The organism is Streptococcus sp. HMSC077D04 (assembly GCF_001808785.1).
Taxonomy (GTDB): Bacteria; Bacillota; Bacilli; order Lactobacillales; family Streptococcaceae; genus Streptococcus; species Streptococcus mitis_BX.
In genome coordinates this window covers 326,057-343,719 of the sequence record NZ_KV794547.1, presented here as the reverse complement: position 1 = coordinate 343,719, position 17,663 = coordinate 326,057, and the positions used below count along the sequence as shown (strand labels likewise).

The following is a 17,663-nucleotide window of genomic DNA, read 5'->3' as shown; positions in this document are numbered from 1 at the left end:
GCAAAATCCTTCTCTTTTTGGTAAAATAGTAGGACAAGAGACAAGAAAGAGGACCTGATGTGAAGATTCGGATGCGAAATACGATTCAGTTTGATGAGCAGTTGGAAGTGATTGACCAGCTCTATGACGTGGAAGTGCATGAAAAGGGGGACTATAGCTACCTGCTTTTCTATAATGAAGAAAAGGAAAAAGTAGTTATTAGATTTCATGGTCAAGAGTTGGTGATGAGCCGATTTTCTAATCCCAAGACCATTATGCGCTTTCTGAAGGATAGTGATAGTTTGGCCTATATTCCTACACCCATGGGCATGCAGGAGTTTATTATCCAAACCAGTCGTTATGAAGTTGATGGGCAAAAGATTCATTTAGACTATCAACTACAAAACCAAGAGGGATATCCCTTTGCCAGCTATCAATTGGAAATTACTTGGGGCTAGGTATGACTGGGGACGAGGTTATAGCAACGAAGCTGATAAAGTTTATGAAATCAAGCTTTTCTTGCACATTTTTAGTAGCTGAAACCTTTATTTTTTCAGATTAAGGTTATAACAATCATTCCATTACCTATTATTTATGAAAGCTAAATATAATATCCGTCTTCCCTTATACTTATTCCAAATGAGTAAAGAGGATTTGAGGCCTAGCGATTGTGATTATTGTATATTCAAAATCTAAAAATTGATAAAAGGGACAGTGAATGTCCCTTTTCATTTCTATAGAATTCAGAGTTTTAGATAGGATAGATTGGTAAATAATGAAGAAAATCTTTTGGAAAAATAGCCCCCAAAAAGGGGATTTGTATTCCAAATAGTACTAACATTATCCACGTTGGTTTTTCTTCTTGTTTGCGTGAGTCTTTATAAAGTAATCTATCTCCTTTTGAGACCTAAGGATAACAACTTTATCTGGATAGGTTTCTTGAATCCACTTGTAGCGTTCCTTAGCGGATTTGCTCCGTCCATCCCAGAGAATCCATCTGATAAACTCCCAATTAAATTGTTCTTGACAACCAGCTGCCATACTTTCTCTGACCTTGCCTCGGTATTTGAGGTATCGTTTAAAGGCTCGAAAGAGACAGGTCAATGGCGAAAAATTAAGAAAGATGATTTGGTCAGCATCCTGCATTCTTTCCTCATAGAAACACCAAGAATAATTACCATCAATAACCCAAGCTTCATGCTTGGTGAGAAAGTTATTCATCTCGGACAACATCCATTCACGGTCACTGTCTTGCCAACCGGGTTGAAATTGGAGTGTGTCCATGTGCAGTTTTGGGATGGAGTAGCAGTGAGACAACTTTTCGGCTAGAGTTGACTTACCAGCACCAGAATATCCGATAATTGCGATTTTCATTTTCTACCTTTTCCTATTTGAGGACAAAAAAACAGCCTCTATGGACTGTTTCTTATTTAGCAAGTTTAGCTGAAAGACGAGCTTTGTCGCGGCTTGCTTTGTTTTTGTGAATCAAACCTTTAGTTTCTGCTTTATCGATAGCTGAGCTAGCAGCACGGAAAAGTTCTTCAGATGGGTTTGCTTCGAAAGCTTTGATAGCAGTACGCATAGCTGATTTTTGAGCTGAGTTCTTTTCGTTTTGTTTAACGTTCAATTCAGCGCGTTTGATAGCTGATTTAATGTTTGCCAATGTTCTTACCTCCATATTTACTAACTATACCATTATATCTGAAAACTTATGTTTTGACAAGGGAAAATTATTTTTTTAAGTAAATTTCATCTATTTCATGGTTCTTTGTTTTATGAAGAATCACTTCCGCACGATTTCTGGTCGGTTCAATATAATTTTGTAAATTTGTGAGATTGATACTGGTCCAGACCTGATGGGCAAAGGACTCCACTTCTCCAATCGGCATTTGAGTAAAACGATAATAGTAGCTATCAGGGTCGTTTTGGGCTAGGCTCAGCATTTTCAAGAAACGGTCGAGATACCAACTCTCGATGTCATCGACTGCAGCATCAACATAGATGGAAAAGTCAAAGAAATCAGTAATGTAGAGACGTTCGTTTTGTGGATTTTGAAAGACATTTATTCCCTCAACAATGACAAAATCAGCAGCTTTGACGCTTTGCTTTTCCTCGGGTACGATGTCGTAGACTTCATGAGAATAGACAGGAATATCTACATCTTGTCCATTTTTGATGCGATCCAAGAAGTTGAGAAGAGATTCCATATCATAACTTTCAGGAAATCCCTTGCGATTTAAAATCCCCTGTTCAATCAAGGTCTGGTTGGGATAGAGAAAGCCGTCAGTTGTTACCAACTCAACCCTAGCATCTGTAAGTGTACGAGACAGTAGGATTTGAAGTAGGCGACTGGTTGTGGATTTTCCAACGGCAACACTACCAGAAACCCCAATGATAAAAGGCTGGGATTTGCTTTCGCGTTGAAGGAAAATTCCTTTTGAAAAGGCCAAATCATCCTTGGTACGTTTGTAAATTTGGATGAGATGGGCTAGGGGAAGATAGACATCGGTAACATCCTGTAGACTAATCTGGTCATTAAAACTCTTGATGGATTCTAATTCCTCTTCTGTCAAAGGAGGTGTTGTCTTCCGATGTAAAGATTGCCAAGTCTGGCGACTGATTTTTTCAAAATGTAAAAATTCGTTGGTCATAAGTTTGTCTTTCTGATTCGATATCTTAGTATAGCATATTTTGGGACTAAAAACATCTAGTATCTTATAGAAAAAGTTTCTCTCGATTAAAACAATAATGACAAACTACATCTGTATTGTCAAATTACTTGGAAACGATTTAATATTTCGTTAAATTATGGTAAAATAGTTTCATGAGTAAAATGTATTATGCAGAAAATCCTGACGCTGCTCACGACATTCATGAGTTGAGAGTGGACTTGTTGGGAGAAAAAATGACCTTTTTGACGGATGCGGGTGTTTTTAGCAAGAAAATGGTTGACTTTGGAAGTCAACTCTTGCTCAAGTGTCTTGAGGTCAACCAAGGAGAAACTGTCCTTGATGTAGGCTGTGGTTACGGGCCTTTGGGCTTGTCCTTGGCTAAGGCTTATGGAGTTCAGGCGACCATGGTCGATATTAATAATCGTGCCTTGGATTTGGCGCGACAAAATGCTGAACGAAATAAAGTAGAAGCGACGATTTTCCAGTCTAACATCTATGAACAAGTTGAAGGCACATTTGACCACGTCATTTCCAATCCTCCTATCCGTGCGGGAAAGCAAGTGGTTCATGAAATCGTTGAGAAAAGTAAAGATTTCTTGGAAACTGGTGGAGATTTAACAATTGTTATCCAGAAAAAACAAGGGGCCCCAAGCGCCAAGTCAAAGATGGAAGAAGTGTTTGGCAATTGTGAAGTCGTTAAAAAAGATAAGGGATACTACATCCTTAGAAGTGTGAAAGAATGAGAGCAGTTGATTTAATCCAAAAAAAACGAGACGGTCAAGAACTGACTTCGAGTGAAATTGAATGGCTGGTAGAAGGCTATGTGTCAGGAATTGTCCCTGATTATCAGATGTCTGCCTTTGCTATGGCTGTTTATTTCAAAGGAATGACGACTCGAGAAATCTCTGACCTAACTATGAAGATGGTCAAGACAGGGCAAGAGTTTGATTTATCAGCTATTGATGGGGTTAAGGTTGACAAGCATTCTACGGGTGGTGTTGGTGACAAGGTGACCTTGATTTTAGCTCCTCTTGTTGCTAGTTTCGGTGTGCCTGTGGCAAAAATGAGTGGTCGTGGTCTCGGCTATACAGGCGGAACAATTGATAAATTGGAGTCCATTAAGGGTTATCAAGTAGAACGTAGTCAAGAGGATTTCATTAATCAAGTGCAGGATATTGGAGTATCTGTCATTGGGCAATCAGATCAGCTGGTCAAAGCGGATAAGCTTCTCTACGCTCTCCGTGATGTGACCGCAACTGTTGACACGATTCCTTTGATTGCGAGTTCGGTAATGAGCAAGAAAATTGCGGCAGGAGCGGATGCTATTCTGCTAGACGTGACTGTCGGTGAGGGTGCCTTCATGAAGACGGTTGATGAGGCGCGTGAATTGGCTCAAACCATGGTGGATCTTGGTAAGGCTGTTGGCCGGAAGACGGTAGCAGTGATTACGGATATGAGTCAGCCATTGGGACGAGCGATTGGAAATCGTCTGGAGATCCTTGAAGCACTGGAGATTTTACAAGGTCAAGGCCGCCAGGATATTACCCACTTCATCTGTGAATTGGCTCAAATTATGCTTGGTTTGGCAAATGTAAATAAAACAGTTGAAGAAGTTCGCCAACATCTTGAAAATGGACAAGCGCTTGCTAAGTTTGAGGAGATGGTCAAATCCCAAGGTGGAGACTTGGAAGACCTCTATCGTCCTGTAAATGTGGCCCATGTTGTGGAAATCCCTGCTCAGGAAACGGGTATTATCTCAGCTCTTCCAGCTATGGAATTTGGGCTTTATGCTATGAGACTGGGGGCAGGCCGTGCAGTCAAGTCTGATGCCTTGGACTATGAAACAGGAATTGTTTTTGAAAAGAAAGTTGGAGATTCCGTTCAAAAGGGAGAAATTGTTGCAAAAGTATACACAAATGGAAAAATTTCTCCTCAGCTAGTTACAGATTTTCAAAAATATGTTAAAATAAATGATAGTGTGCAAAGTTTACGAGAAATCATAGAAATAATCTCATAAACTGCAGGAGAATCCGAATATGAAATTAAATAAATATATCGATCATACACTTTTGAAACAAGATGCGACAGAAAATCAAATTGATTGTTTGCTGTCTGAAGCTAGAGAGTATGATTTTGCCAGTGTTTGCGTTAATCCGACCTGGGTTGAACATGCTAAAAAAGGGCTTGAAGGCACAGATGTCAAGATCTGCACAGTAGTAGGTTTCCCTTTGGGAGCAACAATTTCAGCTGTGAAAGCATTTGAAACAAAAGAAGCTATCCAAAATGGTGCAGACGAGATTGATATGGTGATCAATGTTGGAGCTCTCAAAACAGGTAATCTTGATTTGGTTGAATCGGACATCCGTGCTGTTGTAGAAGCAAGTGGTGACAAGTTAGTGAAAGTCATTATTGAAGCTTGTCTTCTTACAGACCAAGAAAAAGTTGTGGCTTGCCAATTAGCTCAAAAAGCGGGAGCTGACTTCGTAAAAACTTCAACTGGCTTTTCAACTGGTGGTGCTACGGTAGCAGATGTTAGATTAATGCGTGAAACAGTTGGACCAGAAATGGGTGTCAAGGCTGCCGGCGGAGCTCGTTCTTATGCAGGTGCTCTTGCATTTGTAGAAGCAGGGGCGACCCGTATTGGAACGTCAGCTGGGGTAGCCATTTTAAAAGGAGAATTGGCTGATGGCGACTACTGAGTTGATTGAACTAGCAATTGAAACCAGCAAGAAAGCCTATGTGCCCTATTCTCATTTTCCAGTCGGAGCTGTTTTAGTGACAAAAGATGGTAGCACTTATACAGGTGTCAATATTGAGAATGCTAGCTATCCTTTGACCAACTGCGGAGAGCGTACAGCGATTTTTAAAGCAGTTTCCGAAGGGCAAAGAGAATTTTCAGAGCTGATTGTTTATGGTCAAACTGAAAAACCGATTTCACCATGTGGTGCTTGTCGCCAAGTAATGGTCGAATTTTTTGAACAAGATCTAAAAGTGACCTTAGTCGCAAAAGATAAATCGACGGTCGAGATGACGGTCGGGGAGTTACTTCCATACTCTTTTACAGACTTAAATTAGTCTGAGTCGCTCTCTGAGTGGCACGGTCCTTGTGGCCAACCAATCCATACTTGCAACATCGTTGCACATCTTATTTAGGAGGTTCAGTAATGAACAAGAAACAATGGCTAGGTCTTGGCCTAGTAGCAGTGGCAGCAGTTGGACTTGCTGCATGTGGTAACCGCTCTTCTCGTAAGGCAGATTCATCTTCTGATGTGAAGACAAAAGCAGCAATCGTCACTGATACTGGTGGTGTTGATGACAAATCATTCAACCAATCAGCTTGGGAAGGTTTGCAGGCTTGGGGTAAAGAACACAATCTTTCAAAAGATAACGGTTTCACTTACTTCCAATCAACAAGTGAAGCTGACTACGCTAACAACTTGCAACAAGCGGCTGGAAGTTACAACCTAATCTTTGGTGTTGGTTTTGCCCTTCACAATGCAGTTAAAGATGCAGCAGCAGAGCACACTGATTTGAACTATGTCTTGATTGATGATGTGATTAAAGATCAAAAGAATGTTGCGAGCGTAACTTTCGCTGATAATGAGTCAGGTTACCTTGCAGGTGTAGCTGCAGCAAAAACAACTAAGACAAAACAAGTTGGTTTTGTAGGTGGGCAGGAGTCAGAAGTTATCTCTCGTTTTGAAGCAGGATTCAAGGCTGGTGTTGCGTCAGTAGACCCATCTATCAAAGTCCAAGTTGACTACGCTGGTTCATTTGGTGATGCTGCTAAAGGTAAAACAATTGCAGCTGCACAATACGCAGCCGGTGCAGATATTGTTTACCAAGTAGCTGGTGGTACAGGTGCTGGTGTCTTTGCAGAAGCAAAATCACTCAACGAAAGCCGTCCTGAAAATGAAAAAGTTTGGGTTATCGGTGTTGACCGTGACCAAGAAGCAGAAGGTAAATACACTTCTAAAGATGGCAAAGAATCAAACTTTGTTCTTGCATCTACTTTGAAACAAGTTGGTACAACTGTAAAAGATATTTCTAACAAGGCAGAAAAAGGTGAATTCCCTGGCGGTCAAGTGATTGTTTACTCATTGAAAGATAAAGGGGTTGACTTGGTAACAACTAACCTTTCTGAAGAAGGTAAAAAAGCCGTTGAAGATGCAAAAGCTAAAATCCTTGATGGAAGCGTAAAAGTTCCTGCAAAATAATGGATGGAAGTCATTTCTTAGGAAGCGGCCCTCGGCCGCTTTTTTAAGAGTTGAGACAAAATCATTTTGTCTCAGTAAAGCTTGCTACTAGACAAACTAGCAAGTTTTATTGAAATAAAATAAGACTCTGAAAGGAAGAGCACATGGCACACGAAAATGTCATTGAGATGCGTGATATTACCAAGGTGTTTGGTGAATTTGTTGCCAACGACAAAATCAACCTGCACCTACGAAAAGGTGAAATTCATGCACTTTTAGGAGAAAATGGGGCTGGAAAGTCCACGCTAATGAATATGTTAGCAGGGCTTCTTGAACCAACCAGTGGTGAAATTGTGGTCAACGGTCAAGTTGTCAACCTCGACTCACCATCTAAAGCAGCTAGCTTGGGAATCGGGATGGTTCACCAGCACTTTATGTTGGTAGAAGCCTTCACAGTGGCTGAAAACATCATTTTAGGAAGTGAATTAACTAAAAATGGTGTGCTAGATATTGCTGGAGCTAGCAAAGAAATCAAGGCTCTTTCTGAACGTTATGGCTTAGCTGTTGACCCTTCTGCCAAGGTGGCAGACATCTCAGTTGGAGCCCAACAACGTGTAGAAATTTTAAAAACCCTTTATCGGGGGGCTGATATCCTTATCTTTGATGAACCAACGGCTGTTTTGACTCCATCAGAAATTGATGAGTTGATGGCTATTTTGAAAAATCTTGTCAAAGAAGGAAAATCAATTATCTTGATTACTCACAAGTTGGACGAGATTCGCGCAGTTTCTGACCGCGTTACAGTTATCCGTCGTGGGAAATCAATTGAAACCGTCGAAATCGCAGGGGCTACCAATGCTGATTTGGCAGAAATGATGGTGGGTCGTTCTGTTTCCTTTAAAACCGAGAAGCAAGCCTCTCAACCCAAAGAAGTGGTCTTGTCTATTAAAGACTTGGTGGTCAATGAAAACCGCGGTGTCCCAGCTGTGAAAAATCTGTCCTTGGATGTTCGTGCTGGAGAGATTGTTGGTATTGCGGGGATTGATGGAAATGGTCAGTCGGAACTGATTCAAGCCATTACAGGTCTTCGCAAGGTTGAATCTGGTAGCATTGAGCTAAAAGGAGATTCAATTGTAGGCTTGCACCCACGTCAGATTACAGAGTTGAGTGTTGGGCACGTTCCAGAAGATCGTCACCGTGATGGCTTGATTTTGGAAATGATGATATCTGAAAATATTGCCCTTCAAACCTACTATAAAGAACCACATAGTAAAAATGGAATTTTGAACTATTCAAATATTACTTCTTATGCTAAAAAGTTAATGGAAGAGTTTGATGTTCGTGCTGCCAGTGAATTTGTTCCTGCAGCTGCACTCTCAGGAGGGAATCAACAAAAAGCAATTATTGCTCGTGAAATTGATCGTGATCCTGATCTCCTTATCGTCAGCCAGCCAACTCGTGGTTTGGATGTCGGTGCCATTGAATATATCCACAAGCGCTTGATTGAAGAGCGTGATAATGGCAAGGCTGTCCTTGTTGTCAGCTTTGAATTGGATGAGATTTTAAACGTCTCAGACCGTATTGCCGTTATCCACGATGGTAAAATTCAAGGTATTGTATCACCAGAAACAACCAATAAACAAGAACTTGGTGTCTTGATGGCTGGTGGAAACTTGGGAAAGGAGAAGAGTGATGTCTAAAAAATTACAACAAATTTCGGTTCCCTTGATTTCTGTCTTCCTAGGAATTTTACTTGGAGCCATTGTCATGTGGATCTTCGGTTATGATGCTATTTGGGGCTACGAAGAATTGTTCTATACAGCCTTTGGTAGTCTGCGTGGGATTGGTGAAATCTTCCGTGCTATGGGACCTCTAATCTTGATTGGTCTTGGTTTTGCTGTTGCCAGTCGTGCTGGTTTCTTTAACGTCGGACTTCCTGGTCAGGCTTTGGCAGGCTGGATTCTCAGTGGTTGGTTTGCCTTATCTCATCCAGATATGCCGCGTCCCTTGATGATTTTAGCGACTATAGTGATTGCCCTGATTGCTGGTGGGATTGTCGGAGCGATTCCAGGTATTCTTAGAGCCTATCTAGGGACATCAGAGGTTATCGTAACCATCATGATGAACTACATTGTCTTGTATGTAGGAAATGCCTTTATCCATGCCTTTCCTAAAGACTTCATGCAAAGTACAGATTCTACGATTCGTGTTGGGGCTAATGCAACCTACCAGACACCTTGGTTGGCTGAGCTGACTGGTAATTCGCGGATGAATATCGGTATTTTCTTTGCTCTCATTGCCGTTGCAGTCATTTGGTTCATGCTCAAGAAAACAACTCTTGGTTTTGAAATCCGTGCGGTTGGTCTTAATCCACATGCTTCAGAATATGCTGGTATTTCTGCAAAACGAACAATCATTCTATCAATGATTATTTCAGGTGCCTTGGCAGGTCTTGGTGGAGCCGTTGAAGGACTTGGAACCTTCCAGAACGTCTATGTTCAAGGGGCATCATTAGCTGTCGGATTTAACGGGATGGCGGTTAGTCTGCTTGCGGCAAATTCACCAATTGGTATTCTCTTTGCAGCTTTCCTATTTGGTGTTCTCCAAGTTGGAGCCCCTGGTATGAATGCGGCGCAGGTACCATCTGAGCTTGTCAGCATTGTAACAGCGTCTATTATCTTCTTTGTCAGTGTTCATTACCTTATCGAACGCTTTGTCAAACCGAAAAAACAAGTTAAAGGAGGTAAGTAAAGATGTCTATTACAACCTTGCTCACCCTCTTGGTGTCTTCTATGCTGATTTACTCAGCACCCCTCATCTTTACAAGTATCGGTGGTGTTTTCTCTGAACGTGGTGGTGTGGTAAACGTCGGCCTTGAAGGAATTATGGTTATGGGTGCCTTTTCTGGAGTTGTCTTTAACCTTGAATTTGCAGAACAATTTGGAGCAGCAACTCCATGGCTATCTTTGCTAGTTGCAGGATTGGTTGGTGGTCTCTTCTCTATCATCCACGCAGCAGCAACGGTTCATTTCCGTGCAGACCATGTTGTCAGCGGTACGGTATTGAATTTGATGGCGCCTGCCTTGGCTGTTTTTTTAGTGAAAGTTCTTTATAACAAAGGACAAACTGACAACCTAACTCAGACTTTTGGACGCTTTGATTTCCCAGTCTTGGCGAATATCCCAGTGATTGGTGATATCTTCTTCAAGTCAACTAGTCTACTTGGTTACTTGGCGATTGCCTTCTCTTTCCTTGCTTGGTTTATCCTCTTCAAGACTCGCTTTGGTCTTCGTCTCCGCTCTGTCGGTGAACACCCTCAAGCAGCGGATACTTTGGGAATCAATGTCTACAAGATGAGATATTTAGGGGTTATTATTTCAGGTTTCCTAGGTGGAATTGGCGGAGCGATTTATGCTCAATCCATCTCAGTTAACTTCTCGGTGACAACTATTGTTGGACCTGGATTTATCGCCCTTGCTGCGATGATTTTCGGGAAATGGAATCCAATCGGAGCCATGCTATCTAGTCTTTTCTTTGGACTTTCACAAAGTTTGGCTGTTATCGGATCTCAATTGCCGTTCCTACAAGGAGTGCCTACTGTTTATCTTCAAATCGCACCTTATGTTTTGACAATTCTTGTCTTGGCAGCCTTCTTTGGGAAAGCAGTTGCACCAAAAGCAGATGGTATTAACTATATCAAATCAAAATAAGCATACAAAAAACGTCAGTTCTGTTCAAACTGGCGTTTTATTTTTTAGGATGTTGATGAGTTAGGTTTAGTCCCCAAGGGACTAAATTTTCAGTTTTATTTTTGATACGTGTGATATTATCCTTATGACGAATGATAATCAAACTAGCAAGAGCTAGGATAATAGCGATGAAGAGAGGGTTATAGTGACTCAGGATAAAACCAAAAAGTGGAAAGAGTAGAACTCCGATAACAGCCGCGATAGATGCTGTGACACTAGACAGTGAAATCATACTACCCAAATAGAGGGTCCCAAAGAAAACAACTGCAAGGTAGAGACAGAAGACAGGCGCAAATCCGAAAATCACTCCCGCACTGGTTGCGACAGCCTTGCCACCCTTAAATCCTGCAAAGATAGGGAAGGTATGGCCGATTACAGCCAAAAGTCCAAAGGTGAGAGGCGAAACGCCTTGCAGATGAAAAATAATTGGAAGAAGTGTTGCTAGGGTTCCTTTAAAAAAGTCAATGACAAAGGTTGCCATGCCAGCTGTCTTGCCTAAAATGCGGAAGGTATTGGTTGTTCCAGTATTTCCAGAACCATGTTCGCGCAGATTGATTTGAAAGAATACTTGTCCAATCCAGAGACCAGACGGAATCGAACCCAGCAGATAGGCTAGGATTAATAAAACTATTGTAATCATACTCCTATTATATCATGAAATGGAGAAGAAAGGCAGAGAATCTCTTCTGAAATTGTCACACCGGAGAAAGAAAAATTTTGCAAAATCCTTGGAAAACCTGTAGAATAGTAAAGATGAACGAATAGGAGGTTCCTTGTGTCAAAAAAGGAAATCAATATTAACAATTATAATGATGATGCCATTCAGGTGCTAGAAGGGTTGGATGCGGTCCGTAAACGTCCAGGGATGTATATCGGATCGACTGATGGGGCAGGTCTCCACCACCTCGTCTGGGAAATCGTCGACAATGCAGTCGATGAGGCCTTGTCTGGATTTGGTGACCGTATTGATGTGACCATTAATAAAGACGGCAGTTTAACGGTTCAAGACCACGGACGTGGTATGCCGACAGGTATGCACGCGATGGGAATCCCAACGGTTGAAGTAATCTTTACCATTCTCCACGCCGGAGGGAAATTCGGTCAAGGTGGTTATAAGACATCAGGTGGTCTGCACGGGGTGGGTTCTTCCGTAGTTAACGCCCTTTCTAGCTGGCTAGAAGTTGAAATCACTCGTGACGGTGCAATCTACAAGCAACGTTTTGAAAATGGTGGCAAACCTGTTACGACTTTGAAGAAAATCGGTACAGCGCCCAAGTCTAAAACAGGTACCAAGGTTACGTTTATGCCTGATGCGACGATCTTCTCTACGACAGATTTCAAGTACAATACCATCTCAGAACGCCTCAATGAGTCAGCCTTTCTTTTAAAAAATGTGACCTTGTCTCTAACGGATAAACGCACAGACGAAGCGATTGAATTCCACTATGAAAATGGGGTACAAGACTTTGTTTCTTATCTGAACGAAGACAAGGAAACCTTGACACCAGTCCTTTATTTTGAAGGGGAAGACAATGGTTTTCAAGTGGAAGTAGCACTGCAGTACAATGATGGATTTTCAGATAATATTTTGTCCTTTGTCAATAACGTTCGCACCAAGGATGGTGGAACACATGAGACTGGACTCAAATCTGCTATCACTAAGGTCATGAATGACTATGCGCGTAAGACGGGGCTTCTCAAGGAAAAAGATAAAAACCTTGAAGGTTCAGACTATCGTGAGGGACTAGCAGCCGTTCTTTCTATCTTGGTTCCTGAAGAACATCTCCAGTTTGAAGGACAGACCAAGGACAAACTAGGAAGTCCACTAGCTCGCCCAGTTGTGGATGGAATAGTGGCTGATAAGTTGACCTTCTTCCTCATGGAAAATGGAGAATTGGCTTCTAATCTTATTCGCAAGGCTATAAAGGCTCGTGATGCTCGCGAAGCGGCACGTAAGGCGCGTGATGAGAGCCGAAATGGGAAGAAGAATAAGAAAGATAAGGGATTGTTGTCTGGAAAATTGACCCCAGCCCAGTCTAAAAATCCAGCTAAGAACGAACTCTATCTGGTCGAGGGTGACTCTGCCGGTGGATCTGCCAAACAAGGTCGTGACCGCAAGTTTCAGGCTATCTTGCCTCTTCGTGGTAAGGTTATCAATACAGCCAAGGCCAAGATGGCGGATATCCTCAAAAATGAAGAGATCAATACCATGATTTATACCATTGGTGCGGGTGTTGGCGCAGATTTTTCTATTGAGGATGCCAACTATGACAAGATCATTATCATGACCGATGCGGATACTGACGGTGCCCATATCCAGACTCTTCTTTTAACATTCTTTTATCGCTACATGCGTCCGCTAGTTGAGGCAGGACATGTTTATATCGCCCTTCCACCTCTTTACAAGATGTCCAAAGGAAAAGGCAAGAAAGAAGAAGTGGCCTACGCATGGACGGATGGTGAGCTAGAGGAACTCCGTAAACAATTTGGCAAAGGAGCTACCCTCCAACGCTACAAGGGGCTTGGTGAGATGAATGCAGACCAACTCTGGGAGACAACCATGAATCCAGAAACTCGAACTCTCATTCGTGTCACGATTGAAGATCTAGCACGCGCAGAACGTCGAGTCAATGTCCTCATGGGAGACAAGGTAGAACCACGCCGTAAGTGGATTGAAGATAATGTCAAGTTTACGCTTGAGGAAGCAACAGTATTTTAAGTTAGTTTTTAATGAATGGGTATCAACATGAGAACTGAAACAGAAATGCTCGATGTAATTTTAAAGACTGCTGAAACCTTACAAGTCGCGGCTGTCGCCATGTCTGGTTCACGGACTGATACAAAAGCCTCAAAAGATGAATTTCAAGACTATGACGTAGTCTATGTTGTAGAGAATCTGGACGAGCTGATTACAGATTTATCTTGGTTGGACCAGTTTGGCAAACGCATTATCGAGCAAGAAGTTGGTCTTGGTCAACGACGTCTATACCTCATGCTCTTTGAAGATAGTAACCGCATTGATTTGACTCTTTGTCCAAAAGAGCACATCAAAGAGTGGGTGGATAGTGAGGCAGGATTCACTGTTTTAGAAGATCCAGAACATTTATTTGAACCCTATTCTCAAAATCTAGAGCGTTACTGGACAAACCCAGCTAGTGCGATAGAGTTTGAAAAAGTCTGCAATGAATTTTGGTGGGTGTCAGCCTACGTGGTCAAAGGAATCTGTCGTAAGCAAGTCATCTATGCCACTGACCATCTCTATGGTATTTGTCAGCAAGAGTTGTTAAAAGTCTTAGCTTGGCAGGTTGCAAGTGATAGGGGAGCAGTTGATATCGGTAAAAATTATAAGTACATCTTTAACTATTTGCCTGCTCAGAAAGAGAATGAATTCTCAAGTCTACTTGATTTCTCAAATAGTGACAAAATCACTCAGTCTTTGTTTGCTACGATGCAACTTTTCCACCAAGAGGCTCAGTCCCTTGCCCAAAAGATGGGCTTTGACTACGATAAAGAAGTAGCTGAGAAGATGATTGAGTATGCTAAGGAGAGACTCGAAACAAATGAAACATTTACAAAATAATAAGATAACAAAATTTTTACTGATTAGTTTTCTCATTTCTTGGGGATTTGGTTGGGGATTGCTCGCATTTCTGACGCAAATGAGCCTCTTAAGTCTAACAAGTCCACTAGGAGTTTTTCTCCATTTACTAGGAGGTTTCGGTCCAACCATTGCAGCCATTTCTTGTTTGCCTCAAAAATCCATTAAAAGCATAGTCTCTTTTATCTTAGGGGACTCAAAGAAATATATTTTGTTATTTCTTTTACTAATTTTCGTGCAGACAGGTGTCATTGCTTTCTCCTCTAAGGAGCTTAATCCGGCTTTTCCACTAGGAAATTTGTTAGTTGTTTTTTTGAGTGCAGTCTGTGTTTATGGTGGCGAAGAAGAATTGGGATGGCGAGGCATCTTGCAACCAACTTTGGAAACTAGATTCTCCTTTTGGATTTCCGGTTTGATAACAGGTTGTATTTGGGCAATATGGCATGTACCTTTATGGTTTGTGATTGGAAGTTCCCAAAGTGGGATGCCTTTTATATTATTCAGTCTATTTGCAATTTATCTCAGTATTCTTCTAGCAGCTGTTTTCAAAAAGACAAAGTCGGTCCTTTTTTGCGCCATTTTTCACGGTCTAATTAATACCCTACTTAGCTTATTTGTTATTAAAATTAATCTTTTATTCATTCTAGGATTAGTAGGATTGCTCTTCTTTTCTCACTACCTACAAAGAAATAGTTAAATTTATAAATTATAGATTTACTCTACACTAAAACACTAAAAAGAGAATTATTATGTCTAACATTCAAAACATGTCCCTTGAGGACATCATGGGAGAGCGCTTTGGTCGCTACTCCAAGTACATTATTCAAGACCGGGCTTTGCCAGACATTCGTGATGGATTGAAGCCGGTTCAGCGTCGTATTCTTTATTCTATGAATAAGGATGGCAATACCTTTGACAAGAGCTACCGCAAGTCGGCCAAGTCTGTCGGGAACATCATGGGAAATTTTCACCCACACGGGGATTATTCTATCTATGATGCCATGGTTCGTATGTCTCAGGACTGGAAAAATCGTGAGATTCTAGTTGAAATGCACGGTAATAACGGTTCTATGGACGGAGATCCACCGGCGGCAATGCGTTATACCGAGGCGCGTTTGTCTGAAATTGCTGGGTACCTTCTTCAGGATATCGAGAAAAAGACAGTTCCTTTTGCTTGGAACTTTGACGATACCGAGAAAGAACCGACGGTTTTGCCAGCAGCCTTTCCAAACCTCTTGGTCAATGGATCTACTGGGATTTCGGCTGGTTATGCCACAGATATTCCACCGCATAATTTGGCTGAGGTCATTGATGCGACGGTTTACATGATTGATCACCCAACAGCCAAGGTGGACAAGCTCATGGAATTCTTACCTGGTCCAGACTTCCCTACAGGGGCTATCATCCAAGGGCGTGATGAAATCAAGAAGGCCTATGAAACTGGGAAAGGACGCGTAGTTGTTCGTTCCAAGTCGGAGATTGAAAAGCTAAAAGGTGGTAAGGAACAAATCGTTATCACTGAGATTCCTTATGAAATCAATAAGGCTAATCTAGTTAAGAAAATTGATGATGTTCGTGTCAATAACAAAGTAGCTGGTATTGCTGAGGTTCGTGATGAGTCTGACCGTGACGGTCTTCGTATCGCTATTGAACTTAAGAAAGATGCGAATACCGAGCTTGTACTCAACTATCTCTTCAAATACACTGACCTGCAAATCAACTACAACTTTAACATGGTGGCGATTGACAATTTCACACCTCGTCAGGTTGGAATTGTTCCAATCTTATCTAGCTATATCGCCCACCGTCGTGAAGTGATTTTGGCACGTTCCCGTTTTGATAAGGAAAAGGCTGAGAAACGTCTCCATATCGTTGAAGGTTTGATTCGCGTAATTTCGATTTTGGACGAAGTGATTGCTCTTATCCGTGCTTCTGAAAATAAGGCTGACGCCAAGGAAAATCTCAAGGTCAGCTATGAATTCACAGAGGAGCAGGCTGAGGCCATCGTTACCTTACAACTTTACCGTTTGACCAATACAGACGTGGTTGTCTTGCAGGAAGAAGAAGCGGAACTTCGTGAAAAAATTGCCATGCTTGCGGCCATTATCGGTGATGAACGGACCATGTACAATCTCATGAAGAAAGAGCTTCGTGAGGTCAAGAAGAAATTTGCGACTCCACGTTTGAGTACTTTAGAAGACACTGCGAAAGCAATTGAGATTGATACAGCCAGTCTGATTGCGGAGGAAGATACATACGTCAGTGTGACCAAGGCAGGTTACATCAAGCGTACCAGCCCACGTTCCTTTGCGGCTTCCACTCTGGAAGAAATTGGCAAACGTGATGATGACCGTTTGATTTTTGTACAAGCTGCTAAGACAACCCAGCATCTCTTGATGTTCACGACTCTTGGAAATGTCATTTATCGACCAATCCATGAATTGGCTGATATTCGCTGGAAGGATATCGGAGAGCATCTGAGCCAAACCCTCACAAACTTTGAAACTAACGAAGAAATCCTCTATGTGGAAGTCGTGGATCAGTTTGATGATGCGACAACCTACTTTACTGCAACTCGTCTCGGTCAAATCAAGCGTGTAGAGCGAAAAGAGTTCACTCCATGGCGGACTTATAGATCTAAGTCTGTCAAGTATGCTAAGCTCAAAGACGAGACAGACCAGATTGTAGCAGTGGCTCCGATTAAACTAGATGATGTTCTTTTGATTAGCCAAAATGGTTATGCCCTTCGTTTCAATATCGAAGAGGTACCAGTTGTCGGTGCTAAGGCTGCAGGGGTCAAAGCTATGAACCTGAAAGCAGATGATGTCCTCCAATCCGCCTTTATCTGTAACACCTCATCCTTCTACCTCTTGACCCAACGTGGAAGTTTGAAACGTGTTTCTATTGCCGAAATTCCGGCAACCAGCCGTGCCAAACGTGGCTTACAAGTCTTGCGTGAGTTGAAAAACAAACCGCATCGTGTCTTCTTGGCAGGAGCAGTTGCAGAACAAGGCTTTATTGGTGATCTCTTCAGCACAGATGTGGAAGAGAACGACCAAACTCTGCTTGTTCAATCAAACAAAGGAACAATCTATGAAAGCCGATTGCAAGACTTGAACTTGTCAGAACGCACTAGCAACGGAAGCTTCATTTCTGATACTATTTCAGATGAAGAAGTTTTTGACGCTTATCTTAAAGAAGTATTTACAGAAGCCAAATAAGTGAAATAAAGAATCAGTTCTCAGAGCTGGTTCTTTTTATTGAAGAAATTTTCTGAAAATTACAAAATATGCTTGCTATTTTAGAAAAATAGTGTAGAATAAAAGAAATAGGTTTTTAGAATAAGGAGTGGAATATGACAGTAACGATTGATTGGGAGAACCTTGGTTTCTCCTATATGAAATTACCTTATCGCTATATTGCTCATTTTAAAAATGGACAATGGAATCAAGGAGAACTTACAGAAGAT

The 17,663-nt window shown here is 41.7% G+C and carries 17 protein-coding genes and 1 pseudogene; 14 read left to right on the top strand and 4 right to left on the bottom strand.

Annotated elements, in window-relative coordinates; all coding sequences use genetic code 11:
• Positions 1–59: 59 nt before the first annotated feature.
• Positions 60–437, top strand: coding sequence for a YwiB family protein (locus HMPREF2701_RS08730; RefSeq protein WP_081109273.1), 378 nt, complete (start codon positions 60–62; stop codon positions 435–437).
• A gap of 382 nt (positions 438–819) precedes the next feature.
• Here HMPREF2701_RS08730 and HMPREF2701_RS08725 read toward each other — a convergent pair whose 3' ends face one another.
• The 3 genes from HMPREF2701_RS08725 to coaA all read right to left on the bottom strand — a co-directional run bounded on the left by HMPREF2701_RS08725 (position 820) and on the right by coaA (position 2,630).
• Positions 820–1,353, bottom strand: coding sequence for a DNA topology modulation protein (locus HMPREF2701_RS08725; RefSeq protein ID WP_061589981.1), 534 nt, complete (start codon positions 1,351–1,353; stop codon positions 820–822).
• A gap of 52 nt (positions 1,354–1,405) precedes the next feature.
• On the bottom strand, positions 1,406–1,642 hold the full coding sequence (rpsT, locus tag HMPREF2701_RS08720; RefSeq protein ID WP_001274000.1) for a 30S ribosomal protein S20: 237 nt from the start codon (positions 1,640–1,642) through the stop codon (positions 1,406–1,408).
• 67 nt (positions 1,643–1,709) lie between these two features.
• The gene (gene coaA, locus HMPREF2701_RS08715; RefSeq protein ID WP_061589980.1) at positions 1,710–2,630 is read right to left on the bottom strand and encodes a type I pantothenate kinase; all 921 of its coding nucleotides are present in this window, start codon (positions 2,628–2,630) and stop codon (positions 1,710–1,712) included.
• A gap of 173 nt (positions 2,631–2,803) precedes the next feature.
• On the opposite strand from coaA, the gene HMPREF2701_RS08710 reads away from it, so the two are divergent.
• From HMPREF2701_RS08710 to HMPREF2701_RS08675, 8 genes are all read left to right on the top strand, one after another.
• Entirely contained in the window at positions 2,804–3,394 is a 591-nt protein-coding gene (locus tag HMPREF2701_RS08710; RefSeq protein WP_083281748.1) for a class I SAM-dependent methyltransferase, read from the top strand.
• Positions 3,391–4,668 carry a pyrimidine-nucleoside phosphorylase gene (locus HMPREF2701_RS08705; RefSeq protein ID WP_070482775.1) on the top strand — a complete coding sequence of 426 codons (1,278 nt, stop codon included), beginning with the start codon at positions 3,391–3,393 and terminating at the stop codon, positions 4,666–4,668. Before HMPREF2701_RS08710 ends, HMPREF2701_RS08705 begins: the two co-directional genes overlap by 4 nt.
• A 19-nt stretch (positions 4,669–4,687) precedes the next feature.
• Positions 4,688–5,350, top strand: a complete 663-nt coding sequence (gene deoC, locus HMPREF2701_RS08700; protein WP_070482773.1) for a deoxyribose-phosphate aldolase — start codon at positions 4,688–4,690, stop codon at positions 5,348–5,350.
• Positions 5,337–5,726: a cytidine deaminase gene (locus HMPREF2701_RS08695; RefSeq protein ID WP_070482771.1), complete on the top strand. Its 390-nt coding sequence runs from the start codon at positions 5,337–5,339 to the stop codon at positions 5,724–5,726. Before deoC ends, HMPREF2701_RS08695 begins: the two co-directional genes overlap by 14 nt.
• 89 nt (positions 5,727–5,815) lie before the next feature.
• Positions 5,816–6,868: a BMP family lipoprotein gene (locus tag HMPREF2701_RS08690; protein WP_049543026.1), complete on the top strand. Its 1,053-nt coding sequence runs from the start codon at positions 5,816–5,818 to the stop codon at positions 6,866–6,868.
• Between the two features lie 143 nt (positions 6,869–7,011).
• Positions 7,012–8,547: an ABC transporter ATP-binding protein gene (locus HMPREF2701_RS08685; protein WP_004261507.1), complete on the top strand. Its 1,536-nt coding sequence runs from the start codon at positions 7,012–7,014 to the stop codon at positions 8,545–8,547.
• Positions 8,540–9,598 carry an ABC transporter permease gene (locus tag HMPREF2701_RS08680; protein ID WP_049491544.1) on the top strand — a complete coding sequence of 353 codons (1,059 nt, stop codon included), beginning with the start codon at positions 8,540–8,542 and terminating at the stop codon, positions 9,596–9,598. The genes HMPREF2701_RS08685 and HMPREF2701_RS08680 overlap by 8 nt, the downstream gene beginning before the upstream one ends.
• 2 nt (positions 9,599–9,600) lie before the next feature.
• Positions 9,601–10,557 carry an ABC transporter permease gene (locus HMPREF2701_RS08675; protein ID WP_060806312.1) on the top strand — a complete coding sequence of 319 codons (957 nt, stop codon included), beginning with the start codon at positions 9,601–9,603 and terminating at the stop codon, positions 10,555–10,557.
• Positions 10,558–10,594: 37 nt separating this feature from the next.
• Here the strand turns inward: HMPREF2701_RS08675 and plsY are convergent, their stop codons facing one another.
• A complete protein-coding gene (gene plsY / locus HMPREF2701_RS08670; RefSeq protein ID WP_061589976.1) occupies positions 10,595–11,236 on the bottom strand; it encodes a glycerol-3-phosphate 1-O-acyltransferase PlsY in 642 nt (213 codons plus the stop codon).
• Positions 11,237–11,371: 135 nt separating this feature from the next.
• Between plsY and parE the strand changes: the two genes are divergently transcribed.
• The 5 genes and pseudogenes from parE to HMPREF2701_RS10815 all read left to right on the top strand — a co-directional run.
• Positions 11,372–13,315 carry a DNA topoisomerase IV subunit B gene (gene parE / locus HMPREF2701_RS08665; RefSeq protein WP_004261495.1) on the top strand — a complete coding sequence of 648 codons (1,944 nt, stop codon included), beginning with the start codon at positions 11,372–11,374 and terminating at the stop codon, positions 13,313–13,315.
• A gap of 27 nt (positions 13,316–13,342) precedes the next feature.
• Positions 13,343–14,176: an aminoglycoside 6-adenylyltransferase gene (locus HMPREF2701_RS08660; RefSeq protein ID WP_061590004.1), complete on the top strand. Its 834-nt coding sequence runs from the start codon at positions 13,343–13,345 to the stop codon at positions 14,174–14,176.
• Positions 14,157–14,891, top strand: coding sequence for a CPBP family intramembrane glutamic endopeptidase (locus HMPREF2701_RS08655; RefSeq protein ID WP_049486802.1), 735 nt, complete (start codon positions 14,157–14,159; stop codon positions 14,889–14,891). Before HMPREF2701_RS08660 ends, HMPREF2701_RS08655 begins: the two co-directional genes overlap by 20 nt.
• A 52-nt stretch (positions 14,892–14,943) precedes the next feature.
• On the top strand, positions 14,944–17,415 hold the full coding sequence (parC, locus tag HMPREF2701_RS08650; RefSeq protein WP_083281747.1) for a DNA topoisomerase IV subunit A: 2,472 nt from the start codon (positions 14,944–14,946) through the stop codon (positions 17,413–17,415).
• 134 nt (positions 17,416–17,549) lie between these two features.
• Positions 17,550–17,663, top strand: a pseudogene (locus HMPREF2701_RS10815) (branched chain amino acid aminotransferase); the annotation flags it as partial.